General features: G+C 59.4%; 23 protein-coding genes and 2 pseudogenes. 13 read left to right on the top strand and 12 right to left on the bottom strand.

From position 1 onward, the window contains the following. Positions 1–305 precede the first annotated feature (305 nt). The 3 genes and pseudogenes from NKI99_RS24600 to NKI99_RS24590 form a co-directional block, all read right to left on the bottom strand. Positions 306–1,820 (bottom strand): protein adenylyltransferase SelO, encoded by a 1,515-nt coding sequence (locus NKI99_RS24600; RefSeq protein ID WP_502905138.1) that lies wholly within the window; start codon positions 1,818–1,820, stop codon positions 306–308. Positions 1,821–2,005: 185 nt separating this feature from the next. After that, positions 2,006–2,180: pseudogene (locus NKI99_RS24595) on the bottom strand (transposase); the annotation flags it as partial. A gap of 179 nt (positions 2,181–2,359) precedes the next feature. Further along, complete coding sequence (locus tag NKI99_RS24590) at positions 2,360–3,187, bottom strand: DUF2243 domain-containing protein (RefSeq protein ID WP_352443068.1); 828 nt, start codon at positions 3,185–3,187, stop codon at positions 2,360–2,362. Positions 3,188–3,515: 328 nt separating this feature from the next. On the opposite strand from NKI99_RS24590, the gene ctaD reads away from it, so the two are divergent. Beyond that, positions 3,516–5,174 (top strand): cytochrome c oxidase subunit I, encoded by a 1,659-nt coding sequence (gene ctaD, locus NKI99_RS24585; RefSeq protein WP_352443067.1) that lies wholly within the window; start codon positions 3,516–3,518, stop codon positions 5,172–5,174. A 462-nt stretch (positions 5,175–5,636) separates the two neighbouring features. Beyond that, positions 5,637–6,494: an alpha/beta fold hydrolase gene (locus NKI99_RS24580; protein ID WP_352443066.1), complete on the top strand. Its 858-nt coding sequence runs from the start codon at positions 5,637–5,639 to the stop codon at positions 6,492–6,494. Positions 6,495–7,319: 825 nt separating this feature from the next. On the opposite strand, the gene NKI99_RS24575 is transcribed toward NKI99_RS24580, so the two are convergent. The 3 genes from NKI99_RS24575 to NKI99_RS24565 all read right to left on the bottom strand — a co-directional run bounded on the left by NKI99_RS24575 (position 7,320) and on the right by NKI99_RS24565 (position 11,157). Beyond that, positions 7,320–8,954, bottom strand: coding sequence for an FAD-dependent oxidoreductase (locus tag NKI99_RS24575; RefSeq protein ID WP_352612344.1), 1,635 nt, complete (start codon positions 8,952–8,954; stop codon positions 7,320–7,322). A 765-nt stretch (positions 8,955–9,719) separates the two neighbouring features. Next, positions 9,720–10,565: a cyanophycinase gene (locus tag NKI99_RS24570; RefSeq protein WP_352443063.1), complete on the bottom strand. Its 846-nt coding sequence runs from the start codon at positions 10,563–10,565 to the stop codon at positions 9,720–9,722. Further along, the gene (locus NKI99_RS24565; RefSeq protein ID WP_352612342.1) at positions 10,555–11,157 is read right to left on the bottom strand and encodes an isoaspartyl peptidase/L-asparaginase; all 603 of its coding nucleotides are present in this window, start codon (positions 11,155–11,157) and stop codon (positions 10,555–10,557) included. Before NKI99_RS24565 ends, NKI99_RS24570 begins: the two co-directional genes overlap by 11 nt. A 47-nt stretch (positions 11,158–11,204) precedes the next feature. Between NKI99_RS24565 and NKI99_RS24560 the strand changes: the two genes are divergently transcribed. From NKI99_RS24560 to NKI99_RS24550, 3 genes are all read left to right on the top strand, one after another. Beyond that, a complete protein-coding gene (locus tag NKI99_RS24560; RefSeq protein ID WP_127296825.1) occupies positions 11,205–12,176 on the top strand; it encodes a manganese catalase family protein in 972 nt (323 codons plus the stop codon). Positions 12,177–12,447: 271 nt separating this feature from the next. Next, complete coding sequence (locus NKI99_RS24555; RefSeq protein ID WP_352443060.1) at positions 12,448–13,581, top strand: M20/M25/M40 family metallo-hydrolase; 1,134 nt, start codon at positions 12,448–12,450, stop codon at positions 13,579–13,581. Between the two features lie 767 nt (positions 13,582–14,348). After that, positions 14,349–14,804, top strand: a complete 456-nt coding sequence (locus NKI99_RS24550) for a Ros/MucR family transcriptional regulator (RefSeq protein WP_352612341.1) — start codon at positions 14,349–14,351, stop codon at positions 14,802–14,804. Positions 14,805–15,088: 284 nt separating this feature from the next. Here NKI99_RS24550 and NKI99_RS24545 read toward each other — a convergent pair whose 3' ends face one another. Beyond that, positions 15,089–15,409 (bottom strand): hypothetical protein, encoded by a 321-nt coding sequence (locus tag NKI99_RS24545; RefSeq protein ID WP_128304878.1) that lies wholly within the window; start codon positions 15,407–15,409, stop codon positions 15,089–15,091. A 15-nt stretch (positions 15,410–15,424) separates the two neighbouring features. Beyond that, positions 15,425–15,634, bottom strand: a complete 210-nt coding sequence (locus tag NKI99_RS24540; protein WP_128304879.1) for a hypothetical protein — start codon at positions 15,632–15,634, stop codon at positions 15,425–15,427. Between the two features lie 613 nt (positions 15,635–16,247). Between NKI99_RS24540 and NKI99_RS24535 the strand changes: the two genes are divergently transcribed. Genes NKI99_RS24535 through NKI99_RS24520 form a run of 4 tightly spaced genes read left to right on the top strand, consistent with a single transcriptional unit; the run spans position 16,248 to position 20,033 of the window. Then, positions 16,248–16,748 carry a hypothetical protein gene (locus tag NKI99_RS24535; RefSeq protein WP_352442713.1) on the top strand — a complete coding sequence of 167 codons (501 nt, stop codon included), beginning with the start codon at positions 16,248–16,250 and terminating at the stop codon, positions 16,746–16,748. After that, positions 16,745–18,268, top strand: a complete 1,524-nt coding sequence (locus NKI99_RS24530) for an FAD-dependent oxidoreductase (RefSeq protein ID WP_352442712.1) — start codon at positions 16,745–16,747, stop codon at positions 18,266–18,268. The genes NKI99_RS24535 and NKI99_RS24530 overlap by 4 nt, the downstream gene beginning before the upstream one ends. Further along, the gene (locus NKI99_RS24525) at positions 18,265–19,551 is read left to right on the top strand and encodes an SDR family oxidoreductase (RefSeq protein ID WP_128304881.1); all 1,287 of its coding nucleotides are present in this window, start codon (positions 18,265–18,267) and stop codon (positions 19,549–19,551) included. Before NKI99_RS24530 ends, NKI99_RS24525 begins: the two co-directional genes overlap by 4 nt. Continuing rightward, on the top strand, positions 19,551–20,033 hold the full coding sequence (locus tag NKI99_RS24520) for a DUF2269 family protein (RefSeq protein WP_127296816.1): 483 nt from the start codon (positions 19,551–19,553) through the stop codon (positions 20,031–20,033). Before NKI99_RS24525 ends, NKI99_RS24520 begins: the two co-directional genes overlap by 1 nt. Positions 20,034–20,824: 791 nt before the next feature. Here NKI99_RS24520 and NKI99_RS24515 read toward each other — a convergent pair. After that, the gene (locus NKI99_RS24515) at positions 20,825–21,043 is read right to left on the bottom strand and encodes a transposase (protein ID WP_352442718.1); all 219 of its coding nucleotides are present in this window, start codon (positions 21,041–21,043) and stop codon (positions 20,825–20,827) included. A gap of 231 nt (positions 21,044–21,274) precedes the next feature. Here NKI99_RS24515 and NKI99_RS24510 point away from each other — a divergent pair, with 231 nt between their 5' ends. From NKI99_RS24510 to NKI99_RS24500, 3 genes are all read left to right on the top strand, one after another. Beyond that, a complete protein-coding gene (locus NKI99_RS24510; protein ID WP_127296815.1) occupies positions 21,275–21,562 on the top strand; it encodes a hypothetical protein in 288 nt (95 codons plus the stop codon). 757 nt (positions 21,563–22,319) lie between these two features. Further along, positions 22,320–22,619 (top strand): hypothetical protein, encoded by a 300-nt coding sequence (locus NKI99_RS24505; protein WP_128304883.1) that lies wholly within the window; start codon positions 22,320–22,322, stop codon positions 22,617–22,619. Between the two features lie 74 nt (positions 22,620–22,693). After that, the gene (locus tag NKI99_RS24500) at positions 22,694–22,867 is read left to right on the top strand and encodes a hypothetical protein (RefSeq protein WP_127258409.1); all 174 of its coding nucleotides are present in this window, start codon (positions 22,694–22,696) and stop codon (positions 22,865–22,867) included. A 1,285-nt stretch (positions 22,868–24,152) separates the two neighbouring features. Here the strand turns inward: NKI99_RS24500 and NKI99_RS24495 are convergent. From NKI99_RS24495 to NKI99_RS24485, 3 genes are all read right to left on the bottom strand, one after another. Continuing rightward, positions 24,153–24,416: a hypothetical protein gene (locus NKI99_RS24495; protein ID WP_127296814.1), complete on the bottom strand. Its 264-nt coding sequence runs from the start codon at positions 24,414–24,416 to the stop codon at positions 24,153–24,155. Between the two features lie 74 nt (positions 24,417–24,490). Next, on the bottom strand, positions 24,491–24,730 hold the full coding sequence (locus NKI99_RS24490) for a hypothetical protein (protein ID WP_352442711.1): 240 nt from the start codon (positions 24,728–24,730) through the stop codon (positions 24,491–24,493). A gap of 83 nt (positions 24,731–24,813) precedes the next feature. Beyond that, positions 24,814–25,005 carry a hypothetical protein gene (locus tag NKI99_RS24485; protein WP_127296812.1) on the bottom strand — a complete coding sequence of 64 codons (192 nt, stop codon included), beginning with the start codon at positions 25,003–25,005 and terminating at the stop codon, positions 24,814–24,816. Between the two features lie 146 nt (positions 25,006–25,151). Here NKI99_RS24485 and NKI99_RS24480 point away from each other — a divergent pair. Further along, a pseudogene (locus NKI99_RS24480) lies at positions 25,152–25,277 on the top strand (terminase small subunit); the annotation flags it as partial. Between the last annotated feature and the right edge of the window lie 8 nt (positions 25,278–25,285).

Raw genomic sequence — 25,285 nt, 5'->3', positions numbered from 1 at the left:
GCGCCCGAAAGGCGGAACGAGGCGAGATCTCCGACGACGGCCAGATTTGCCTCGGAGCGCCGTTCGTGCCTCTCATTGCGCAGAGCATGAAGTCAACTGCCCGGTCCGCCCGAATTTCGCCTCCGAGTACGGCTGCTGAGGGCGATATCGGTTCCGCACGAACTGAAACGCAGTTAGGAATACACCCGGTGTATGTTTGCACCTCGGCCCGAGCAGTGCGCCGGCCGAAGGAACATCGTGCTCGCAGCGAGATTTAGAGGCGGTCGCATGCCTGGTCAGATCCTGCTTCCTCGCGCAACGATCTCTCATGTCCCGCAGAAGGTCTGCAGAACCCGCTCATCCGGTCGGGGCGGGTCCGCGTAGCGCTCCATCCCCGGCTGCTCGTCGAAGGGCCGGCTGATGACCCTGAGAATCTCCTCGAAAGGTTCGAAGTCGCCACCCAGCGCCGCCTTGATCATCGCCTCGATGCGATGGTTGCGAGGGATGAATTTGGGATTGGCGGCATGCATGCCGGCCCGGCGCGTGGCCGTGTCGGCTGCTTCGCTTGCGATGCGCTCGCGCCACCGCGCCGACCAGACATCGAATGCGCCTGGATCCTGAAACAACTGCCGCGCCGTGCCTTGGCCGTCCGCAGCGTCGAGGTCATCGCCCAGACGCCGGAAGCCGAGCGTGAAGTCCGCTTCGCCGACAGCCAGCACATCCAGAAAATCGGCAGCGAGTTGCAAGTCGCCTTCCGCCTCGGTCCGCAATCCGAGTTTTCTGCGGAAGCCGCGCTGCAACACAGTCTCATAGGAGGACTGGAAAGACACAAGCACCTCTTCAGCTTCAGAGACGGCTTCATTCTCGTCCGTGCTCATGAGCGGCAGCAGCGTCTCGGCAAACCGTGCAAGGTTCCATGTCGCGACATGAGGCTGGTTGGCATAGGCATAGCGGCCGACGCGGTCGATCGAACTAAACACCGCGCTCGGGTCATAGGCGTCCATGAAGGCGCACGGGCCATAGTCGATCGTTTCGCCCGAGATCGCCATGTTGTCGGTGTTCATGACGCCATGGATGAAGCCGACCAGCATCCAGCGCGCCACCAGATCGGCCTGTGCAGCGACAACGGCCTCCAGCAAAGCACGGTAAGGCCGCGCTTGCCGCGCCAGCAGTGGGAAGTGGCGCTGAATGGCATAGTCGGCGAGGATCTTGAGCCCCGCGGTGTCGCGGCGCGCAGCGAAATATTGGAAGGTGCCTATCCGGATATGGCTGGTCGCCACTCTTGTAAGGACTGCGCCGGGCAGCCGGACCTCGCGATAGACCGGGTCCCCGGTGAGCACAGCCGCCAGGCCTCGCGTCGTCGGAATGCCCAGCGCGGCCATTGCTTCGCTGACGACGTACTCGCGCAGGACGGGGCCGAGGGCTGCGCGGCCGTCGCCGTTGCGCGAGAACCGCGTCAGTCCCGATCCCTTCAGCTGGATGTCACGGCGAATGCCGTTGACGTCCACCACTTCGCCAAGCAGCAGAGCGCGCCCGTCGCCGAGCTGAGGCACGAAGTTTCCGAACTGGTGACCTGCATAGGCCAGGGCTATGGCTTGCAAGCCTGCCGGAAATCTGTTGCCGGCGAGCATTTCCACTCCGTCCGGGCTGGTAAGCTGGTCGGCATCGAGCCCGAGTTCCTTGGCAAGGGGCCTGTTAAACCGAATCAGTCGGGGTTCGGACACCGGCTTCGGATCTGTCTGCGCGAAGAAGCGCTCCGGCAGTTGCGCATAGCTGTTGCTGAGGGCGGGAAGCCCAATCTGAATCGCTTTGGGTTGTTCAGCGGTCGCAGGTGACGTCATGACAATCTGGCTCTGGAAGGGGAGGGGCCCAACAGCTCCGGTTTCGAGGAGCCTGTGTTCACTTGTCATATAGGGACGCAACTTCGCTGGTACCATCCGGATCCATCTGGCCGGCACCGGATAAAAGCTGGGAACCACCCGCGTAAATCGAGTTCGGGCTACCCTGCGACACCAACGGAAGCATCGGCTTTGGCCCAATCGCGGCATCTCTTGAAGGCGGTGTTCCAACTCCGAAAAAAGGCTGGAAGGTCACGCCATGGGCTTGCCGTGCGCACGATCCACAGCACGGCCTCGATAAAGCGGCGGTTATCACCGCCGCTTCGACCTTGTTCCATTGCCTTGCCCAGGCAATGCGGACATCTTGGTCCATTGGGCGTCAGTCGCACAAATCGTTGCATCCAGAGCTTGAATCAAACAAGCCAAAAGTGGGACTTGCCCACCCTCCAGACCGGAAAAGCGTTCGCGCAAGACAAGGATCCGCGGTGCTCCGGCTGGCTGCTCTCGATGGCGAGCTTCATGCCCCCTGTCCGATTCCGAACTCAAAGCGCGGCAGCAATGTCTTTTCGCGCGTTGGGGCTGTTGTCCCTCCGGGCGGCATCGGTCCAGGCGAGGCATCCGGCAATGATAGGCATTGTGCTGACGACCAGGGCGCCGCGCGCGTGCAGGATCATCAACCCGCGCCACGAGACCCTATCGACCGCCCAGATGGTGCCGCTGATGTCAGCCCACCTGAGGTCGGCGTCGGCGGCTTGAATCGCCCGCATCATTGCGGCGGGTTCCATCCCAGCTCGAAAGACGATGACGGAAGTGGCGGCACCGTTGAAGAGTGGGCCGACGCCCGCAGCCAGTCCTGCAAGCAGGACGATGCTGGTCAGAGCCGCCGAGGCACCGCGTGCCGGTCCACCGCGGTTAGGCAGCACCAGCACCAACAGCAGCGGCACGATTCCGAAGATGACCAGCCACGCAATGTCCCAGGCGAGCGGCATGTCGCTGTTCATCTTGATCCGATGCAGGCCGAGCAGCCAATGGAACACAATGGCGTCCACCAGATGCCAGACGCCGAACCCGGTGAAGGCGAGCTGAAGAATCTCGGTCGTCGTTCCGGCCCGCCCGCCTGATGCCCTCGCCGCCACCAGCAGCACCGTGCCGGCAACGGCCAACACGTACATGAACAGGTGGAAGAGGCCGTCGGCCATGATCTGAAAGCGCAGGTCGTCACCCGCAGGGTCGGTGAGACCCGAGAGAAGATGATGCCATTGCAGAATCTGATGCAGGACGATGCCATCGAAGAAGCCGCCCAGCGCGAAGCCGAGCAGCAGCCAGCCGACTCGCGTTCTCGGGTCGAGTTTCGCGGTGATGGTGTCCATATCAGGACGACTCCGTCCAAACAGGAGAGCCAAGTCTGATTAGCAGCTCCAGGTGCATTGCCCTGTCCGACGTCGGGTCGTGGAGACGAAGACCGCCGATCCAGAAGGCGGTAATCAGCCCGCCGACCACTGTCGTCAGAACCAATGTCGCAGCAATGATTGCCAGCATGGACGTTGATCCTTCAACCGCGCAGGGTCACGCCGCGCCCGACCCGAACCTCGGCTTCTGCCGTATGTTCCCTCGCGTCGGGCGTTCTGGGGAGGGAACAATCAACTGACATCACGGTTCGGATGCCCTGTTGAGGGATGGCTGAGGCGGAGAACGCTCATGAGTGAATATTCGGCGGCGGCTCCGAGCAGCCGCGACGACCACAAGCCGAGTGGCACCACCCGCTGGCTTTTTTCGACTAACCACAAGGATATCGGCACGCTCTACCTGATCTTCGCCTTTATAGCGGGGGTCATTGGCATGCTCTTATCGGTGGGCATGCGAATGGAGCTGCAGCAACCCGGAATCCAGATTTTCCCCGGGTTGGCATCGATGATCTACGGCTACCAGGGCGACGCGGCCATAGATGCCGGCAAGCAACTTTATAACGTGTTCACCACGGCGCACGCGCTGATCATGATCTTCTTCACCGTCATGCCCGCACTAATCGGTGGGTTCGCGAACTGGATGGTTCCGATCATGATCGGCGCCCCGGACATGGCCTTCCCACGCATGAACAACATCTCGTTCTGGCTGCTGCCGCCGGCATTGATGCTGCTTTTGTTATCAATCTTCATGCCCAGCGTCCCCGGCGGCTACGGTCCCGGGACCGGCTGGTTCCTCTACCCGCCCCTGTCGACCTCCGGCCATCCCGGTCCTGCCGTCGATCTGGTCATTCTTTCTCTGCACATCGCGGGAGCCTCTTCTATACTAGGCGCCATCAATTTCATCACCACGATCTTCAATATGCGCGCGCCAGGGATGACGTTGCATAAAATGCCCCTTTTCGTGTGGTCGATCCTGATCACCGGCTTCCTTTTGCTGCTGGCCCTGCCTGTCCTGGCCGGCGCCATCACCATGCTCCTGACGGATCGGAACTTCGGCACCACATTCTTCGCGCCGGACGGCGGCGGCGATCCTATCCTGTACCAGCATCTCTTCTGGTTTTTCGGCCATCCGGAAGTCTACATCATGATCTTGCCGGCCTTCGGCATCGTCAGCCAGGTGATCTCGACATTCTCGCGAAAGCCGATCTTCGGCTATCTGGGGATGGTCTACGCGATCGTTGCGATCGGGGCGATCGGTTTCGTTGTTTGGGCACACCATATGTACACCAGCGGAATAGGGCTGGACACGCAGCGCTACTTCACATTCGCCACGATGGTAATCGCGGTGCCGACCGGGATAAAAGTGTTCTCCTGGATTGCAACCATGTGGGGTGGTTCGGTCAGCCTGCGCACCCCGATGCTGTGGGCGCTCGGCTTCATATTCCTGTTCACTGTCGGCGGGGTGACCGGCGTTCAACTTGCAAATGCCAGCCTCGACCGTCAATTGCACGACACCTACTATGTCGTCGCACACTTCCACTACATTCTTTCGCTGGGGGCCATCTTCGGCATCTTCGCGGGCTGGTATTACTGGTTTCCGAAGATGACGGGATATCTGTACAACCCGCTCCTGGCTGGAATCCATTTCTGGACGACCTTCGTCGGTGTGAACCTCGTCTTCTTCCCCCACCACTTTCTCGGGATGGCTGGCATGCCGCGTCGCTATATCGACTATCCCGACGCTTTTGCCGGTTGGAACATGGTCTCCTCCTTTGGATCGTATTTGTCGGCCGCGAGTGTCTCGATTTTTATCGCCGGCATCGTGGAGGCTTTCCACCGGCGAAGGGCCGCCGGCACGAACCCGTGGGGGCCAGGGGCCACCACATTGGAATGGGAATTGACCTCTCCGCCTCCTTTCCATCAATGGGACCGGCTGCCGAAAATCAGATGAATCCGGCTGCCGAGCGCGACAGACGGCCGGATCGGCGCTGAGTTGAATGCCGCGCAACGCGCTCGCCGTGAACCTCGAAGGGAGAACCTCCGCTATCGGAAGCTGATCACCAGCACGGCGAGAGTTGACGAGGCCTACTGCCGAGGCAAAACAGCCGGGTCGTCGGACCCCATGCTTTCTGTGCATCGGCCTTTATGAGGATACGGCCATCGTGGTGAAGGGCGAGACGTTGAGGGTGATCGGCAGCGGCGCTGTTAATCTGGTCGATGCAGTCGGCGCCGCACAACCGAACCGTGGTGCCACCATGTCGTCCCAGCGCCGGAGCTGAGCATGTTATCAAACCTAATAAAGCTCGCCACGCTATTTGCGGCTACCGGCCTGTCGCTGGCGGCATACAATCACGCGCGCGCCAGGACGGCTCGGGTTCCCGGATTTTTTGGACGCACTGTTAGGATCGATGGGGTGGAACTGCGCGTCATCGAGAAAGGCAGCGGGCTTCCCTTGCTCCTGTTGCATGGCAATGGCTCGGTGGCGGAGGATTTTGCGATCAGCGGCACGCTCGACCTGGCGAGTGCCAAGCACCGGGTCCTCGCTTTCGACCGACCCGGCTTCGGCGGCAGCTCGCGACCGGCTGGAAAGCGCTGGTCGGCGCGCGAGCAAGCCGATCTCTTCCATGAGGCCGCCGCCAGCCTCGGCATTCACAGATACCTCGTGCTCGGACATTCCTGGGGCGCTTGGATCGCGCTGGAGATGGCCCGCAGGCATGCTCCCTCGGTGGCCGGCCTGGTCCTCGTCTCGGGTTATTACTATCCGCCACCGAGGCTGGATCTCGCTCTCGCAGCGCTACCGGCCATACCGCTGATCGGCACGGCATTCTGTCACACCTTGCTGCCGCTCGGAGTAAGATTCGGCTGGCCATCGGCCATGCGAACAATATTCCGGCCCGGGCCGGTCTCCGATGCTTTTTCGGTGAGCACAAGGGAGGTTGCCACCCGCCCATCTCAGTTGCGCTCCGTCTGCGTGGAGACAGCCCTGATGCTCGGCGCGGCGCTGTTGACGAAACCCAGCTATCGAGACATCGGCGTGCCGACCGGTATTGTCGCTGGAGCACGGGACAGGTTGTTCGACGCTCGGCGCAACGCGGAACGCTTGCATGCCGAGATCTCAGGATCACTGATTGAAATAGTCCCGAATGCCGGGCACATGGCTCACCACAGTGCCCCCCAAACGGTGCTCGGAATGATCGACAAGGTCACCTGTATGTCTCGCCCACCAACAGGCGGAAACCCCCGCGATGCGCTCTCGCCGGCTGCACGCTGACGGCCACCGGCTTGCGCGAAGGGCTGTGGAAAGGCCAAGCGACCACTCCAGCACACCCGGACAACTGGCGGGTCACTGGTCGGGAACTCGTCTTGTTTGAACAGTCGCTGTCAACACCAGGCGGTAGGAATCGCCGGTTTTCTGATCGAGTGGAAGACGCGGCAGAAAAGGCCGCCGGCTCGGTGCTGTTCGGCGTTCGTGTCGATGGCGATCCGCGATTTTAAAGAACTGCGGCGATCGGAAATGACGTGAACGGCACATTTGCAATTGCCATGGGCAAAGATGGACATCTTGCTTCGGCGCATTGATGGTGGCGAGGCCTTGATTGCCGAGACGCCGCCTGGGTGCTTGCTGAGCATGGCCGAACAGTCATCTGTCAGCAACGATCACGGCCGCACGGTCCGGCAAATAGTTGCCTTCGAACGGCGTCCGGCCGAGAACCCACCTTGCAGGGGTAAGTCGAGGCTGGGGTTGGCTCGGTCATTTTCTAAAATTCCGAAAGCATCTACTGCGCGAGATATCGAGAATGCGGGCGTCCTCCAGCTGAGATATCTCCTCTCCCCCTCTACAAGGGCCGACTGCACTTGGATCCGCTTGCGAGCCTGCCCACATTCGCATGGAACTAAGAGACCCCGCCGCGATAAGTGCTCACGGGCCCCCGACACGGGAAAGCCGCCTCCCGAATGTGACCTGATTGCATAGAACTGGCGAGCCAGGTCGGACAAAGGGTTCTCGGCCCCGGACCCGCTTGACTCAGATCCCGCCCGGTACCGACTTTCAGGCGCGCATTTGGCGACAGTCACTCAGCAGCTGCCGGTGTGATCATCACTGGCGGAGCCTGTCGGCGAGACGGAGCCCAAGGGCCAAGATCGTCAAGGTGGGATTCGCCTGGCTGGAGGTGGCCAGAACCGAGCCACCTGCGATGTGCAGGTTCATCAGTCCATGAACTCGGCATTCAGCGTCAACAACCCCGTCCGCCGGGGTCGCAGACATCCGCGTGGTACCGAGATGATGACCATCCATGGCGCCTGATTTGCTTGCCATTTCCATCACATGGTCAGGTTCAAATCCTGAAATGGTAGCTCCGAGCTTCTCCAACTTCCAACCGAGCAGCCGATAAGCGCGAGCGATGCTCTGGAGACCGTTGTTCGTGATTTTCCAATCGACGCGCAGCTTCGGCATACCCAATCGGTCGCGTTCGGTCACCAAGGTCAGCCTGCTTGCGGGGTTCGGCTCCTGTTCCGAATGAAACTCAAGATTGACCACATTGGCGCACGGCTCGCCCACGATGGAGGGCAGCTTTCGCCGTGCGAAAGTTCTTTTCGCCATCCAGCCCACACCGAAGCGCCCGAGACGCAATGGCGACGATACGACGTTCTGAACGTGCGCGAGCTTTTGGTTCAGTGTCACTGAATGTTGCTGCCGACCTCTGAGGTGTTTGGGGAGAAATGTCTTTTTGACGAGATACATCGCCGAGAGGATCGGGTCGTTGTGGCTGGGATCGGCTGGATTTGGCAGATGGGTGCGGAAGATCTGGTTGAGCAAGCTATGCTCCCGCTGCGCTTGCTCCGTGAGCGCTAGCCGCCTTCGGCAGTAGATGCCGGCCGCGTCCCGCTCGTAGCCAAAAGCAACTGCCTGCTGGGCGTTCGGCAACTTTAGTGCTCCGACTGTGCCTCCCAGATGGGCCATATAGAAACGACCAAGCTGATCCCGGGCGTTGCCGATACCAGCCGGCATCACATCATTCGAGGCAAGTAGCAGTCGGGTGGTCTCAAAGCCGCCTGCGGCTACTATGTAATGGCAAGCCGTGACCTCACGCTTTGTGCCCTTCAGGTCAACACTGTCGATGTGGTGAACACAACGCCCATTTGGCGCCAGGCGAATTCCCGTCGCCGCAGCGTTTAACCAGATGTGGATATGGCGCGAAGACCGCAGCAACCCGGAAAACCGTTTCCACACGTTGGTAGGTGGACTAAACCGCTCCAGGCGGGTCCTGAACAAATCGTCGTCGACGCCCTCTACGAGTTCAACGGGAGAACCAGGCAACGCGCTTGTTGGATCGTAGTCGTAGGACCCAGCCTCGATCACCTCGTGCGCACGACGGTAGTAGGGCAGCAGTGTTTCATAGGTGATCGGCCAGCCCGAATTGCACTCCCATTCGCGCTTCTGGAAGTCGATGCTATCGAACGGCACGCAACGGCCACCCCATGCTCGGCTCGATCCTCCCAACGCTCGTATCCGGAAATTCTGGAGCGACGCGTGAACGAGGGGATCTGCGACAATGGCGTGGTAGAGCTCCTGAGACCTCTTGGTCTGCCATTTGCCGCCCGCTTCAAGAACGCAGACGCGTAGCTTTGCATTTTCGAGAGCCGCGGCAATGGCCAAGCCGACAGTGCCACCTCCGACGATGCAGATATCGTAGGCAAGTCCGTCGCCCGATGTGGTGAATTGAGCGATCAACCTTCACTCCGTCGCGATGCAAGGGATTTGTTTGTTCGCCGAAGGCACGCTCCCACCCTTCGCGCTCGGCTTGGGCGAAGCAGGTAGCGCGCGAGGAGCAGTTGGCAACCACCCACTTGATCGCATTTGAAGCGCCGGCCCAAAAGAGGCGGCTTTGCTGCCGAGGTTCTTGACGACTTCAAGAGGTCCCGAACCGGAAGAGTTCTTGTTGCGGCATATCACCCTCACAGGGGCATGGTTATGGTGAACGCGTTCGGATGTGGTATTCTGGTCTCCCGCGAGATATCCCGCCCATGGTTCGCCGGCGGACACGCTGGTGGTGGGTCGGGGGGTGACTATGCCGCTGCGGGTTAATAGCCGCCGCCGGTGCGGAGGATGACAGCCTTGACGCTGTTCGGCCGCCCTGGAGGCGAAACCATCCGCGCAATGAACCTATTAGTTGCGGCAGAAGCACCTGCACCTGGAATATCCGGGCACATGACGATGACCTCTGTTAATGCCGCAACAGCCGTTTCCCGTTCACAGCCAGTGTCGCCGCGGCCGCTACTTCGGTTCGAACGGCAAACGGCTCGGGAGTACTCCTCTGGGCTGGCGGGTAGGTGGTGGAGCCTCGATGACGGCCAAGCACAATGTTCCCGCGTTGCGCGTTGCTGGCTCGAATTGTGGAGTGGCGTTCAGCAACGCTCGCGAAGCGCCTCGATCAGCGTCGGACTCCCTCTTGGGAGAAGCTCATCAGGCGAATGGTAAGGAGCTCGGCGTCGGACTTCAGCGGTTTTCGTCCCGCTGTTCCGGGCTCTCCCTTGGACGGCGTGTCTTGAGGTCGAACGCATCGCCCGAACTCAGCACGTGAATCTTGAGGTCATAGATTGAAAGAGCAGCATCAGGTTGACCTTCAGCAATGTTCGAATGAGTAACGCCCGTGGCGTCAACTAGGTAGACAGCGCCGCTGCCGATGACCTTGAATGTATTGCCCTGCACGACGATTGCCGTATCTTCGTCGATGCCGATGCCAAGGACCCGTGGATTCAGCGACACCGCTCCAATGAGCCTGCCAATCCGGCCCCGTTCTGCAAAATGCTGATCGATAATTACGTTCGGCAGGAGGCCCAACCCGGGAGCCATTCGGATATGGCCTATGCGAAAGGACGCCGCGTTTGGCCCTTTCACCATCATCGTGTCGCTCATCATGGATGCACCTGCGGAGGTGCCGGCGATAATGCCCCCGCCTTGGAAAATTTCATGCACCCGATCATCGATGGGCGTATCACCGATCTGACTGGTAATCCGGAGTTGGTCGCCACCTGAAAAAAACACGGCGCTCACGTTCTCCAGCGCCTTTATTTTCTCGTCGTGCGCTGCCTCAACGCGGTCGTTGACGTAAAGTTCGATAACATCGTCGATCCCGAGCTCCCCAAAGGAGCGCTGATATTTTTCCAAATAGCCTTCCGGCTCATGCGACGCGATGGTCGCAAGGACCAGGCGCCCGTCCGGGATCAGATTCGCGACCTCCTTCAGGATGACGCGATCGCCGTCGTGGTCCTCATGCCCACCGATTATTACCAAGGTTCCGGTTTTCGCCTTTGACAGGGACCTCTTCTTCTTAGTGCTCAATTTCTTTGTCCTCCTTGCGCAGGAAGACATGTGCATTCTTGTCGTCACTGGTCATGAACGCAACTGCGAACTCGCGGCTGTTGTGAGCCCAGCCAGATAGTCCAGCGGCAGTAAGCACTATGCCGCCCGCTTCGCCACCGATCGTTTCGAGCTCCTTGATTGAAGTCTCGAGAGCTTGCTCAGGTCCGTCGGCAAGTGCATGCATGACCCGCGCCGCGAGGGTTTTTCGCGCGATATGCTCGCCATCTCCGGAGAACGCCACTGCTCCCAAATGATTGTCCGCATAGTAGCCGCAGCCGGGCAGCGGAGAATCGCCGACGCGGCCCGGATGAATGCCGGCCAGTCCACCCGCAACCAGCGTATGATCGGTAAGTTCCGGCTTATTGGGTGAATTTATTTTTGCAGAAGATCGAAACAAAAGTTCGAAATAACATTTGTTTATCTTGGGGGTTCCCAGGGAATCGGCATCAAAGCTCAGTGAGAGCCAGCAGTTTTTTGCGGGCCAGCCACGTTGGGATCGGCTAGACACACCCGAAGCAGCGTTTGAGCGATGCCGTTTCGAAAACGCCAAAATTAAATCGAGGAGGAACATTCCTCATACCAGGATGTTGGGGCAGACAAATCTCGGAGGATTCATTGATGTTCATGCACAACAAGCGACTGCAATATACGGTACGTGTCTCTGAACCGAACCCTCGCCTGGCGTGTATGATCATGGAGCAGTTCGGTGGCGCCGATGGCGAGCTTGCAGCAGCCATGCGCTATTTCACTCAGGGGCTGGGCGAAGACGACCTTGGCCGTAAAGACATGCTGCTGGACATCGCCACCGAAGAGCTCAGCCACCTCGAAGTGGTCGGCTCTATCATCACCATGCTCAATAAAGGTCTTAAGGCGCAACTTGCCGAAGGCCAGATGAAAGAAGCTGATCTTTATCTGATGATCGGGAGCAGCGGAACATCGGTCAAGGAGTCGATCCTGTTTGGCGGCGCGCCGGCACTTTGCGACTCGGCCGGGGTTCCTTGGACCGCCTCCTATGTGGATTCGCGCGGCGAGCCGACCGTGGATTTGCGATCGAACATAGCGGCCGAAGCGCGCGCCAAGATTGTTTACGAGCGGCTAATCAACATTACCGACGATCCAGGTATCAAGGACGCGCTCGGCTTCCTCATGACACGCGAAGTCGCCCACCAGAAGTCGTTCGAAAAAGCGCTTTACGCCATCGAGAACAACTTCCCGTCGGGCAAGCTCCCTGGGGTCGAGAAGTATGCCAGCATGTATGTGAACACCTCGCAAGGGGAGGGCGACGCTAACGGCCCGTGGAACTCTGGGCAAGAATGGGACCGTATCGACGATCTCGAAGAGGTCATGCCAGCTGATGGCGGAGATGGAACTGCGACCGTCGAGCTCAGGGCCAAGGACATGAAAGTTGTGGTCAAAATGGCCGAGCGGACACTCTCGGACCCGGCAGCCAATCCTATGACCGGCGCAGATCTTGGCGCGGGCCCCGGCGCCGGACGGACCAAGAATGGCGATATGGGTGGTGCGGCTAATATCCAAGAAGCCCCCGCCATGGCTGAATCCGCGGCCAAGAAGCGCAGCAAGCGATCTTAGCCCAATGGGTAAATGGCACTTGCCGCAGAGCCACTGCGGCGAAGGGCTGGCAAATACTCTGGTTAGCAAAATGCATGGGAGAGCTCGGCCGGTTTCTGCGGACAGCTCGCTTTGAGCGGATGCGCGGATTGAATCCGGGCGCGTGGCAGCTTTCAGCGTCGTAGCGGCCGAATGTGCGTAAAGTCCTCTCCCGACAGCGCCGTTGCAGCCTAAAGACCGGCAGGAACATTGCTTGTAATTCAGAAATTAGAAATGTTGCAGGATACCCCCGATGCGGCACCAGGCATTCGATTTCTTGAAGATGATCGTCGCCACTCCATCTCCTAGCGGGTTCGAGCAACCCGTCGCGAAGCTGTACCGCGAATACGTCGAGCCATTCGCAGACAAGGTGACCACCGATGTGATGGGCAATGTCATTTCCGTCATAAATCCCGGCGCTTCTATGCGAATTATGTACGCTGGTCACATGGACGAGGTGGGGTTCATAGTCCACCATATCGACGAGAACGGCTTTTTATTCTTCAGCACTATCGGCGGGACCGACGTGGCCACCGAGATAGGGCAGCGGGTTCGGGTGCATGGAAAAGAACACGTGCTCGGAGTTGTCGGACGGAAGGCGATTCAAACCTTCCAGTTGTCCGATAGCACTCAGACACCTTCCTTGAAGGATTTGTGGATCGACATCGGAGCGACCTCGCGCGAGGAAGCTGAAACGGTTGTTCAGGTCGGCAACCCTGTAACCATAGAGTCTGCGTTCGCGGTCCTTCGCGGCAACTATGTTGTCGGCCGAGCCTTCGATAATAAGGTTGGCTTGCTGATCGGAGCCGAGGTGGTGCGTTCCCTGGCACAAAATGGCGGCCTCCACCCAGACGTGGGAATCTACGTCCTCGGCACAGTGCAGGAGGAGATCGGGTCGCGCGGCGCCCAGACCGCGGCGTTCAACATCGCTCCGCAAACAGCGCTCGCGGTGGATATGGGTGTCGCCATGGATTATCCCCGTGCCAGACCGGAGGAGCAAGGCAGGCTCGATCTAGGCAAAGGCCCGGGCATTTCCCAAGGTGCCAATACGAATCCTGTTGTTCTCGGGATCTTAACGTCAGCCGCCAGAGATAGGCAGATTCCGTTTCAGCAGCAGGCCACGGGTGGGAAGAGCCCCACTGATGCTCGTGTCGTGCAGGAAAGCCGAGGCGGTGTCGCGACAGGGGTCATCTCCGTGCCACTTCGCTATATGCACACGCCGTCGGAAGTGCTGTGTCTCGATGACATCCAAGCCACCATCGAACTGGTCTGCGAGTTTTGTCGCCGAATCCGGCCTGACACTGATTTCACGCCGCTAGCGACAGCGGAACAAGCACCAAGCGACTCGCAATCTGACGCAAGAACCGAATTTAACGATTCTCATTGATTCGACGCCCGAGCAATCCAGCCCCGCTCGAAAACAGGCGCCCATAAAAACTCCGATTGTGGCTTAGTGCCTTCGCCTCGCGCTCGGCGTGTTGCGGCTGTTCCCGTGCGTCTTGATCAACTCGCGCCTGATACGTTTGCGGTCATGGTAACCAGCATTTCGACCATGGCCGCGGCAGCCCCGGTCCTTGGGGTCGGTGGAGTGCGCCGCCACGGCGGCCACCGCCGTGCGACGTGCGGACGTGCGACGTGCGACGTGCGCCACTGTTCTTCGGGCCAGGCTTCCTGTCTAGCGGGACCCGATAAGTATTTCCCGAAAAACCCACTTCCGCCTCCCCGGTGTGCCAGGCTGAAAGGTTCAGGGCCGGGAGGAGCCGGCGATCGAGGCTCCGAAGCTCTGGAGTTGCGGAGCGAACCTCCTCAGACGCCACTATGCAGACGAAGGCGACACGACGTGCACCGATGGCGATCTCCTGTTGGTCCCGAGAGGATGTCGACCCACTTGAGTGGTTTGACTGTGACATCCGGATTTGGACAATATCGCCGACAAGCAGGCCACCCTTCTAGTGCGCTGCACCGGTCGGCCACCGAAGCCCTGCAATTTGGACAGATCAGCCAGCAGAGCAGTGCCACACTTATCACAGCTTAAGTCGGGACCGGTATTTACAAGTTTCTTCGCGTGAGATCCATTCATTATCCGCGGGCCGTTGCACTTTGTGCACCTCCTTAATAGAGACACAGGCACATCAGATGGGAAAGCCTTGAACCATGCAGAATGACGCTGAAGCTCAGCAGGTCCAGTTATTGCAGCTCACTGCCGACATAGTGGCGGCGTATGTTCAGAAGAACGCGATCCCGGCGGCCGGTCTCCCCGAGTTGATCGCCAGTGTGAATTCTGCCTTGTCGGGATTGAGTCAGCCGGTGGAAGCGCTGCCGCCCGCGCTTGTTCCGGCAGTTAATCCAAAGAAGTCGGTGTTTCGCGATTACATCGTCAGCCTTGAGGACGGACGCAAGTTCAAGTCTATGAAGCGCCACCTTGGTTTGCTGGGAATGACACCCGACGAGTACAGGGCCAAATGGGGCCTCGCACGAGACTATCCGATGGTGGCGCCGAGCTACGCGGCTCAACGGTCGGAGCTCGCCAAATCTTCCGGTCTTGGCCGCAAGGCAGTTGCGAAAACGCGAGCAAAGAAAGCGCCAACAAGGCAGAAGGCCAAGGTCTAGCGGCGGTCCGTATACACTCTTGCGGCAACGGTGGTCATTCCAGGTCTGGCACGTCGCCGCCGACAAAGAGGGTTGTGGGCTCCCCATATTCGCCAAGCGAAGGATTGGCATCGCGCGACCACGCAATGACGCCAGCGTGTTTACGCCAGACCCCTCGCGGTCCTTATGGCGCGGTCCTCGGTCTGCTGCTCGGCTGACCCAAAGACGAGCTGAAGGTCGCCGCTCTCATCGCGGTCAATGCTGTGACGACGATGATTCTCCGGGCCTTCTGTTGCGGCAGCAAGCTATCTGACATGGAGGCTCTCCCTCCGCTGGCCAACCGGCTGGCGTGACTTGACCGGCTCGCTGGGAAGAAACTCAGACGTGCCTATGATCGGTATCATCGATGCCTCCCGCTCTGGCCATGCCTGTTTAGCTCTCAACTCAATGATTTCGTCATCTCGTCTGGCAATTCGGCTTTCCAGATTGGCAATGCGCTCTGCTAAGAAATAGCGCCCAACTGCAAATCCACCGCCTCCGAACAGCACGGCGAATGTGGCGAAGGCTGTCGGCTGGGCGATGACCAGTTCGGTGTTATTGCCAATGAAAGCGATAAGGTCGTGCATCGAGAGCCGCCTAAGTCATGCCAGCACAGGCGGCGTGGGATCGTAGCTGATCGCCACGAAGCCAGGGTACCTGTTGGCGAGAGCGAGGACTTGGGTCTCAAGCTCGCAGTTGTAGGCCATGAGCGCCTTCACGGCCTCAAGCGGGCTTTCGTAGCGAGCGATGAGCTCCTCCGCCTCCGAGTGCAATTCGGCTTCGGCGTCGGCGTGCAGATGCATTGTCGCCATTTCGGTCTCCTAGATCTAGCGACTTGCCCGGCGCGGTGCGGAGAGCGAGTCAAGCCGTTCTGCAAATGGCAATTGAGGATAATCATTTCTGAGCAATGAACTTGTCAGCGATTGCCTGCAAAACAGCTTCCTGGCGGCTGTGAGCGTCGCAATGTGGTCCATGAGATCGCTCCAAAAGATTGTGCGCAGTGAACAAAAACGGAACATAATTGTCAAGGTCGAATTGGCTGGGCGTGGATGGAGTTCCTATCTGGGCTACAGTTGGGCGAGGGATATTGGCCCTAGCAATGCTTCGGCATCGTAGCCCCCGTCGGCGAGCAGCATTGAGCTAAACCCTTAGTCAAGCCCGCTGCGGAGGCGATGTCGCTCGCCTGGCCTGCCGTGAGCGGCCTGCCTTGGGCGTCGACAAGAGCGTGGATTTGGTTGTCAGTCCGGCTCGGGAACGTGTTGACGATCATTTCCTTGACAATCAGCCTTGAGACCCTGCCCGGCGCCTCGATAGCGTTTGAACTTCCGCGGCCACCGTGCAGCAACCTTGCAATGCGATCGAGATACACCTCAAGGAACAATCAACCCGCACCCTCGTTGGGCAGGATCGCGTCAGGAGAATGCTATGCGACACGTCATGTTGGGAGCTCTGGCCGGCCTTGCGGCAACGATGGCGATGACCAGTGCCATGCGCCGGTTCCATGGATTGCTAAACGGGACGAATTGCTACCCTTTGCCGCCGCGTGAAATTGTCGATCGCCTGAACTCCGGGCGCGATGAAAGGCAGGCGCGAACAAATACTCTGTTCGCACATTTTGGCTTCGGCGCCATCACTGGCGCCGTTTTTGCCCTTTTGCCTCGGCATCGCGGCAGCGGCATACTCTATGGGCTCGGCGTGTGGACAGCCAGTTACCTGGGTTGGATTCCTGCAGCGCGAATTCTTGCTCCCGCATGGCGTCATCCTGCAGAAAGGAATCTGCTGATGATCGCCGTGCACATCGTGTGGGGTACCGTGCTCGCGAAATCGCTCAGCGAGTTGGAAGCCGCCGAAGCCGAGGCATTCGGCAGGCCTGCCGACGCCGAACTGTCAGTCTTGGAAAGGCGCGAGAGAGGAACTGGCCGATGAAGCCGATCCCGTTTTGGCTCGATCGAGAGCCCGAGATTTCTTTCGGTGCCTTCCAAGGCAACCGTGACTTCGAAGTCGTAATCGTCGGCGCGGGCATCGTGGGCCTGCACACTGCCTATCTGCTACGCAGCTCGGGTCTGAGGGTCGCGCTCCTCGAGGCACGTCAGATCGGCCAGCAGGCCACCGGCCGCTCCACCGCCAAGGTCACATCCCAGCATGGGCTCAAATTCGCTTCCCTCATTCGCAATTTCGGCCGCGAAGGCGCGAAACTTTACGCGGACGCGAATGAAAAGGCCAAGGAAGAGATCGCTGCACAGTGCTTGCTTATGGTGGATAAGGCCAAGCTGGAAGCCAAACCTGCCTTCATCTATGCTGAAGACGAACAACAGGCGGACACGTTACGCCGTGAGGCCGACGCCGCCGCATCGCTTGGATTGCCCGCCGAATTCCTGTCCGATCCGGAGCTGCCCGTTACGGCGACCGCGGCGCTCCGCTTTTCCGGCCAGTACCAGTTCGATCCGTATCTTTATCTTTGCGGGCTGGCCCGTCTGGTGAGCGAGAGCACCATCTCCGTTTTCGAAAATAGCCGCGTTCTTGAGATTGCAGGCGAGGGGCCTTATCAGTTGACTCTGGCTGGCGGCATTGTGACCGCCGGTAAGGTCGTCGTCGCCACGCAGATGCCCATCATCGGAGACGGACTCTTCTTTGCCAAGGCTTTCCCATTCGCGCATCCGGTCGCGGCAGCGCCACTGCCGGAACAAGCAAGAGTGGACGGCATGTTCATCAGTGCCGGCCGGCCGTCTCATTCCTTTCGCACGACGAACCGTGACGGCAAGCGCTTTCTGGTGGCCGCCGGCGGCGAATTCAAGACCGGAGACCGCGAGGGTGCGGATCGCGCCGTCGCCGACATGCTGGCCTTCCTCAAGGCAACGTTCGCTATCAACCAACCGTCGCACCTTTGGATAAACGAAGATTTCCGATCAATGGACGGAATGGCCTTTGTCGGCTTGGCGAGTTCTTCCAAACCAGACCTTCTTGTTGCTACCGGTTTCGACGCATGGGGCATCACACAAGGTGCCGTTGCAGGAGAGATCCTCGCGTCGCAGCTTCTCGGCAAATCCCACCCTGCGGCGGAGATCTTCGACGCGACTCGTATCAAGCCGCTCGCAGGCGGCCCGACGTTCATATCTGAGAACGTCAAGACGGCTACTCATTTGGTGGCCGAACGGCTCCTGGGTTCAAGAACTATGGAAATCAGCAAGATCCGCCCAGGAGAAGGGGGGGTGATCGAGCACGACGGAGAGCAACTGGCTATCAGGAAGGCGCACGACGGTACGGTAACCGCCCGCTCCGCGATTTGCACCCATCTTGGCTGCGTTGTTGGATGGAATTCGGTCGACCGGACGTGGGACTGCTCATGCCATGGATCCCGCTTCGATGAAGCTGGTGAGGTTCTTTCCGGCCCCGCGACGAGACCGCTCGAGCCGCGAGCGTCGCCGAATGCCGGGCACGCTAAATGAGAGTTCTCGTCACCGGCGCGTCGGGTTTGATCGGGACCGCGCTTTGCGCGCGGCTGGCAGCCGGGGGACATGACGTCGTTCGTGTGCTCCATCGCCCCAGTGTTGCCCCGTTCACCGGGCCTCCTCCCATCTTGCTCGACATGGCAAATGCGCTGCGGGCGCAGGACTGGATCCCTCATCTTGCCGGTGCCGATGCCGTTGTGAATTGCGCCGGCGTTCTGCAGGACAGCGTTCGCGAGAATACCCAGCATGTCCATACAGGCGGCGCCTCGGCACTCTTTGCCGCGTGTGAACAGGCAAATGTGAAAAAGGTCATCCACTTCTCGGCTATCGGCGTCGATCGCCAGCAGCCGTCCGCTTTCTCCGCCAGCAAGCTTGCTGGCGATGAGGCATTGATGGCGCGCGATCTCAACTGGGTGATCCTGCGCCCCTCGGTTGTGCTGGGGAGGCCGGCGTTCGGCGCAAGCGCGCTTTTTCGTGGTCTCGCTGCTTTGCCACTGTTGCCTGTGATGCCCGACACGGGTCGTCTTCAGGTCGTACAGCTCGACGACGTGATCTCCACCGTTCTCTTCTTTCTTAGGCCCGACAGCCCATCGCGCCTCGCTCTGGAACTGGCTGGGCCTGAAGCCCTTTCCATGAACAAGGTCGTTGCCTGCTACCGCCACTGGTTCGGATGGAACAGCGCCCGGGAATTCATCCTGCCCAATTGGGCCGCAGCAATCCTATACCGGGTTGGGGATGCGGCGGCTCAGCTCGGCTGGCGTCCGCCGATGCGCAGCAATGCCGCAAAGGAGATCGAGCGGGGCGCGGTCGGTGATCCCCAGCCGTGGATAGCGGAGACCGGCATTCAACCGTCAAGTCTTGCAACCGCACTCAGCCTTAACCCTGCCACGGTGCAGGAACGATGGTTCGCCGGTCTCTACTTCGTCAAGCCGGCGATCTTCGCCGTGCTACCCTTCTTCTGGATCATGACCGGCATCATTTCCCTCACCACCGGCTGGCGCAGCGGTGTTGAGTTGCTCATCGACACAGCGGTCGGCGCGCTGGCCGGACCGGCCGTCGTCGCCGGGGCGCTGGCCGACATGATTGTCGGCGCGCTGATCGCCTGGCGCCCGACCGGCCGGCTTGGTCTCTTCGGTGCAATCGCGCTGTCGCTTTTCTATGCGATCGCTGGGAGCATTCTGCGGCCGGAGCTCTGGAACGAGCCGCTCGGCCCGCTGATGAAGATCCTGCCGATCCTGGTTCTGCATTTTGTCGCGCTGGCGGTGCTGGAGGAACGCTGATGGTCTATTTCGTGCTCAAATACCTGCATGTCATCGGTGCGGCTGTGCTGTTGGGAACTGGCGCCGGCATCGCCTTCTTCATGCTTCTGGCACACCGAACCGGAAATGCCGCGACCATCGCGGCTGTCGCCCGCATCGTCGTCCTCGCCGATTTTCTGTTCACGGCTACGGCCGTTGTTGCGCAACCTGTGACCGGAATCGCTCTCGCCCAGTACGCGGGCTATTCGCTTGCTGAAGGATGGATCGTTCTTTCGATCCTGCTCTACATTGCCACCGGCCTGTTCTGGCTGCCTGTGGTTTGGATGCAGATCAAGATGCGCGATCTCGCCATCAACGCCGCGACGTCCAACCAACCCCCGCCTGAGCGCTACAATCAGTTGTTCAGGCTCTGGTTCGCCTTCGGCTTTCCAGCCTTTGCGGCTGTGCTCGCCATCTTCTGGCTGATGATTGCGCGCCCGCCGATCGAGTGGCTGGCCTTTTAGCCGTCGTGGCTCGCTAAACGCTGCCCTGCGGCGTCTGGGCGAAGGAGTTGCCCAAGCCGCCATTTCAACGCCGAAACAGAGGGGTCGACACAGTGCCGGCCTTTCGCGACGCGTTCCAGTCCAGGCGCTGTCTGATTATGGCCGACGACCCTTGGCAACATCTACCTGCCGGCCATGGGACGTTCCATCTGCCAGCCTGTGGCCCACAATTCCAATCTCGACATCACCAGTTGCTCTACTGTCACCGAGCCGGCGGACAGCCGATGAGAACCTGCCCGATCGGCGACCGGTCATTCTCGATCAGGTTTACTATGATGCTTGGGTGGGCCCGGCGACTCCGAAGGAAGGACATCCTCAGCCACGATATGAAGGGTCAATTGCAGTGCAATCGCGTCGGCCGGGAGATCAACGCGACGGTTGCCAACAAGCTTCCCTCGATCACCATGCCTTGGTGGCGCCGACCAAACCGATCTGAGCGACGAACCGCTGAGGTTTGCGGAAGGCATGACGCCGGCCCCTCACGAGCGGGCGCGGATCCGAAGCATTTCTGTGAACATGCCGATTGCGGCAAGGGTGCGCCGCGCTTCGCTAGCCGGATCGATATTCAGCGTAGCCAGATCATTGCGGCGGCGAGGTGTACGAAACCTGTAAGTGAACTGTGCGTCGGTCGTAGCGCGTGGCGAATCTACGGAAGTGTTTGAGGCGATTGAAGCATCGTTCGATTGCGGTTTCGGTGCTTGTAGATGTCGGTGTCGTGAGGGAGGGCGGCTTGCGGTTGCGCTTGGATGGGATCACCGCCTTGGCCTCCATGCCGGCGATGCGTTGGCGTAAGTCGTTGCTGTCACAGGCTTGTCGGCCAGCACGGCACAGGCCTCCTGGCCCTTCAGAAGATCAGGAGCAGCGGTGATGTCATTGGCTTGGCCAGGTGTGATCAGAAACCGCAAGGGACGGCCGAGCGTGCCACAGAGCATGTGGATCTTGGTGGTCAGTCCACCTCGGGAACGCCCCAGCGCCTGATCCTTGGCCCCCCTTAACCAACAACCCCGATAGGCAATGATTTGGCCGAAGCCTAATGTAGCTGTGCTCGCTCTACACGTTATTGCAAGCCGTTCAAATTTGAGCTTCCGTACTAATGCTTTAGCGAGGGTATCTGATGTAAATCACTTAAGCCTTCTGCGCGGTGAGGTTCCACCGTTCTTGACTGGCCGTCGGCGACGCTAACGACGAAATAGGAGAACGCAATGACCCGCAGTCACGTTGAACGTCTTGATGAGTTTAGGGAAATTCTGGTCGCGGCTCGACGCGAAGGAATCCGTAATGTGCACCATACTCGCGACGCGATGCGGGCAAGTGGCTTTCAAATTGGGGATAGCGACGGCTCCAGCTACGGAGCCGAGCTGAAGGCGCTCCAAGAGGAAATTGAGGCAGTCGACCGCGCCATAGAGGACGAGAAGCGGTTGACCTTGGCCATCGAGAGCGCGGCTCAATCCCGGCGACCGACCAAACCCAGAATCGTGAAGGGAACATGAAATCAGATACGGTCCTTGGCGTTCCTTGCGTCAATCGACCTGCGGCAGTCGATCTGAATAGCGCCGGCCGGCCGCGCGCACCGCTCGGCGCGTGTCGCACACGGACGAACGCGGTTGATCGGTTCCGCGCTCGTCGGTGAAGGCGGAAACGTCATCGTCGACATGAAGGTGTTGCCGATGTCGTCCCCAATCGTCCGTCCGCTGGACGATCGGACTCGACAACGAAGTCGACCGCCATGCGGGCCGTGCGTCGGTCGGGCCGACCACGGTCACCCAGAGTGCCACCGGCTCGATTAGGCCCGCGGATCGCGTAGGCGCCGGCCTCTCGTGGAGTTGCGCGAAGTGACCACCTTGCAAATGTGCTTTCTTCAATGGGAAAGCTTCATATCCGCTGTTCCTAGCTGAGCTAGCGTGCTCGCATTCACAGTAAGCCAGTTACGCGCATCCCGGCGCTCGCATAGCTCTCTTCACCACTCAAATAACGATCAACAACAGTGCGCTTCAAACTCTCGCTGTGTTTGGACATGAAAACCCCCGAAGGTTGATGTCCAACTTTCGGGGGTCAGTTCAGTTCCCGGGGTGGTTTATGGTTAGCTCTGAAGAGGCAATGGACCTCGAGTACTATACCGAAGCATGACTACGAGCCCGTCGCCATTGCGCGCGATGGGCTCCGGATATGCGATTGCGCATTTTTCTAGGAACCGTCATTTCGCAGCGAAGTTCGGTACCGAAGGGACGTTCCGATATGGAGTTGATCATGAAACAGGTTCTTTTCGCTTCAGCCATTATGGCACTGTTAACTGGCCTCGCCTTTGCGCAATCGACCACCACGACCACAGGCGGGTCGTCGAACTCGACAACAAAGACAATGCCGAGCACTACGACCAATCAGCGGACGGATTCGACCACCACGAGTGGAACAAACTCGAAATCCGCCAAGGACTGCGCTCCGGGTCAACAAACTGGCAGCGCCAAGCAGGCAGCGCCAGGTCAACAGGATACCGATGCCAACTCGGCTGCTCCTGGCCAGATGAAAAAGACCACCGAAGGCTGCTGACTTGCCGGACGGCTGGCTTTTTCGTTTTCCGTGAACGAAAGCGCAGTCCGGCAGTTGGTTCAAAGGAGGAGCCAATGAAAAAGGATGGCGATGGACGTGTGGACAAAGACAACCAGCAACTGCTTGCCCGACGTTTGTCTGAAGAAGTCGGCATTTCAGAGCCGGACGCGCGCGGTCTGATCAAGCTTATCGGCACCGACTGGAATTCGCTACTTCGTGAAGCCCGATTTTTAAAGGAGCGCCATTAGAGTCCGCCGCCTATTGGGGCGAGGCGGCGGACACCTTATCCGACATAGGCCATCAGGCTTAATTGTAGAAATGCCGTTGTCTAGTATCATTGGACCTGGTCATTAGGCCCACCCTCGTGTCCAGCTTTGGTCGGCACGGTCACTCAACTCATGCTTTGGCTGCTTGATCGTGTCGACTACTACCGATAATGCCTAAGCGACGCGCCTGTGAAATTCCCGTGCGGCTTGCCGGTAATTGGCGTGCGGAGCTCTGGCGAAAGCCATCATCGAGACAGTCGAACGGCTGACGAACTAGGCCCGCCGCTGAGGGACACTGAAACAGCGACGGGCCTTTGCTTTGAGACCTGGCCCGGAAGCCAAGCTGCAAACCAAACTTCGATTTCACGAACAGGTTCCAACCTTACGAGAAATTTAGCGCCTGCGGAGACTCTTAGGTAGGCTCGCCAACTGAGGATCTGACGACCGTCCTTCTAGTTGCGATGTTGCAGGGGACTACCCCGCAGCGAGCAATCAGTGAGTACTGGGGCCTTCGAACCGGGTGCCGCCCACGAGACTGACCTGCCGTAGGCTCTCGTGTCCACTGCTTCATTCTCACTACAAGTGCCGCAATAAATGCTGCTGCCGCCGTATCGCACACCGCCTTGGCGGCCCAGCCGCGCTCGATCCGAGCTTGTTCAAATACGCGTTGGCAAAGGGCGAGGTCGCTCGGATAAAGGAGGCCACGATCGGACCGTTTGCTGATGGCGAACTCAACTCCTGCCAATCCGGCAAGTCAACGAGAACAGACAAAGCGTTTAAATGTACAATTCTGCCCTGCGGATATTGTCGGCGCGCTGAAGAGAATGATCTGAGGGCTGCCAGCCATTATTTTCAGTTGTACGGAACCGGACAGACCTGCTGGTGGTTGAATGCGATAAGGCGGGCTCCCCCATGCCACTTACCCTTCGTACCACTCTATGTGAGGTGCGAGACGCGCTCCACACCCTACGCCGGTCGGTAAGTCGTCGAGGCCATATGGAGGCGATGTTCGAGATCGATTGCCTCATCGGTTTGGCTGAGGACAAGGCGGCGAGTTCGATCATAACGATCGATGCTCGGCAACTGGATCGCAAAACCTAGCGGGTTCTTGGCTCGTTCCCGTTCTGGTCTTCCCTTACGTGATGCTCACGGCACATTCATGCTCGGAGATGCGCCGGAAGCCGCCCAAGTCAGGCGGGTTCTTTGTTAAAATCGCCCGGCAGCCCCGGAAAAGTTTCCAGCTGGTGCGGAATTGTTGACAACCCCACTACTGCTGCTCGGGCATTTCAGTATTTTCCTGAGGGTCTTTTTTCACGCCTGGGCTGGGTGACGTGTCTGCTGGCGCATTACCGCCCTGATTTTGCTCAGGAGCACGCTTGAACGGTGCCGTTTGCCAAGAGCCGTTCGATAAAGGTGTGAGTACAAAGAATGCCATCAGGCCTAGAAAAATGACGGCAATAACCGCCACGCCCCACGCCATGAGTCGTCGCGTGCCGCGTTGTTCTTCCCTGCGAGATAGGTTGTCCACCATTGATCCGGCCTTTCGTGGAGTGGCGCTGGGGAGCAACGCGCCTTCCCGAGCTCGGTTCCGCCCATTGTCCGACATCAGGCTTCGCCTTGAGGCGGCTTCCCGTCGCACTGACGGTCTACGGTTTCTGCTTTCTGCTGCGGGGGTGGCGTCTCAGCTCGGATCACCGGTTCCAGGTCGTTGGAAAAGTTGGGTGCGTCGACTGGCAGTTTCGGCAGCGAATCTTTTTCGTCCGGTGATAGCGAAGGAAGTATCTCTGCCACCTCGGCCAGGATGTGGTTTACGATCCCGTTCATCTGCGTGCCTGCTGCGAACATATCTCCTCTCGAACTTCGCTATTGCATCAAAGTTCCGCCCCAGTGCAGCATCCGAGAATTGAGCAATTTTGAAGCTTAGCAGTCTACCGCCGTTGCCGGCGCAATGGGGGAACAGGCTTCGGGTTTAACCGTTGCCACTGACCGGCTGCGAAATTCCTTGCGAATTCCTCCGTCTCGAAAAGCTGCTGCGTGATCACGCCGTCCTCGACGATCTGAACCGCCCACTGCCCGTCTAATTGCTCAATCGAAACACTGTTCTTTGGTTGGTCGTCCACCACCCGCACTCCTCCACAGACGTAACAATAAAAAACAACCATAGCGGGCCGCCGCTAGCAATGTTCGAAACATACCAAATTCCCGCACCCGCTCAGACGAAGGAGACCATCCATGCCCGCAAACGAGTTAACCCCCGAAGCAAGCGTGCTTCGTCGACGAATTCATGATCGACCTGAACGCCACACAGGCGGCAATCCGGGCCGGCTACAGCAAATTGACCCAGATGTGCAGGGTCCGCGCCTGTAGGGAATGTTGGTGGCGCGAGATTTAGCCCTGACG

The sequence above is a fragment of the Mesorhizobium sp. M0239 genome, from assembly GCF_040321815.1.
Taxonomy (GTDB): Bacteria; Pseudomonadota; Alphaproteobacteria; order Rhizobiales; family Rhizobiaceae; genus Mesorhizobium.
Note: the sequence above shows the minus strand (reverse complement) of the source record. Positions and strands in the feature narration are given on the sequence as shown.